Raw genomic sequence first — 1589 nt, forward strand, 5'->3', positions numbered from 1 at the left:
CGCAGGCCGCCTATGGCGCGGGCCTGCAGCGCTATGCGCAAACCTGGTGGACGGCCGTGGGCGCGCTGGTGGCGGCCATGGCCGTGCTGAGCCTGCTGGGCGTGCTGTTGATCCGCTCCATCGTCCAGCCGCTGCGGCACGTGATCAAGGTGTTCCGCCATATCGAGAGCGGCAAGCTCGACACCGCCATCAGCATCCGCGGCAAGGACGAGATCAGCGACGTGATGCGCGCGCTGCAAGCCCTGCAGATCAAGCTGGGCGCGAACGAAAAAGCCATCCACCAGCTGGTCTACTACGACCCCCTCACGCACCTGCCCAACCGCCGGCTGCTGCGCGAGCGCATGCAGTCGGCACTGGCGGCCAGCGGCCAGGACGAGCACCACCGCGCCGTGCTGCTGCTGGACCTGGACAACTTCAAGAGCATCAACGACACGCAGGGCCACGAGGTGGGCGACCAGTTCCTGGTGGACATCGCGCAGCGCCTGCGCGGCGCGGTGCGCGATACCGACACCATCGCCCGCCTGGGCGGCGACGAATTCGTCGTCCTCGTCGACAAGCTCCCTGCGCAGGAGGCCTGCGCGCAGCAACAGGCCAGCGGCATTGCCCAGCAGCTTCTCGCGGCCCTGAAGCAGCCCAGCCAGCTTGCCAACCAGGCCCACCACACCAGCGCCAGCATCGGCATCGGCCTGTTCAAGCGCAACGACACGACCATCAAGGACCTGCTCAAGCGCGCGGACGCCGCCATGTACCAGGCCAAGAATGCCGGGCGCAACGGCTTCTGCTTTTTCGACCCCNCCCAGCCAGCTTGCCAACCAGGCCCACCACACCAGCGCCAGCATCGGCATCGGCCTGTTCAAGCGCAACGACACGACCATCAAGGACCTGCTCAAGCGCGCGGACGCCGCCATGTACCAGGCCAAGAATGCCGGGCGCAACGGCTTCTGCTTTTTCGACCCCGCGATGCAGGCCGAGCTCGAAACCCGCACGGCCTTGCTGGCCGCCTTGCATGGCGCCATCGACGCCGGTCAACTCCAATTGCACTTCCAGGTCCAGGTCGACGCCGGGCACCGGGCCGTCGGGGCCGAAGTGCTGCTGCGCTGGACGCACCCGCAGTTCGGCAATGTGCCGCCGGCGCAGTTCATCCCGATCGCGGAAGAGTCGGGCCTGATCCTGCCGCTGGGCGACTGGGTGCTGCAGCAGGCCTGCGCACAGCTCAAGCGCTGGGAAGGCGGCGCCCTAACGCAGGCCCTGGTGCTGGCCCTGAACGTCAGCGCGCGGCAGTTCGGCCACCCCGATTTCGTGCTCCAGGTGCAAAACGCGCTGCAGCGCAGCGGGGCCAATCCGGCCCGGCTGGTGCTGGAGCTGACCGAGAGCCTGATGCTGCACGACATCGCCGACACCGTGCACAAGATGGAGACACTGCGCCGCCAGGGCGTGCGCTTTGCGCTCGATGACTTCGGCACCGGCTATTCGTCGCTCACGCACCTCAAGCGGCTGCCGCTGCACCAGCTCAAGATCGACGGCGGCTTCGTGCAGGACATCGTCACCGACCCCAGCGACGCAGCGATCGTGCAAACCATCATCGGCAT

General features: G+C 67.4%; 1 protein-coding gene. It reads left to right on the top strand.

Features of this window, described 5'->3' with window-relative positions; translation table 11 throughout:
• Window positions 1-906: 906 nt before the first annotated feature.
• Window positions 907-1589: EAL domain-containing protein (locus QZH66_RS15865; protein WP_305806859.1), on the top strand; the 683-nt coding region annotated here is incomplete at its 3' end.

This window comes from Stenotrophomonas sp. YIM B06876 (assembly GCF_030711595.1).
Taxonomy (GTDB): Bacteria; Pseudomonadota; Gammaproteobacteria; order Xanthomonadales; family Xanthomonadaceae; genus Stenotrophomonas.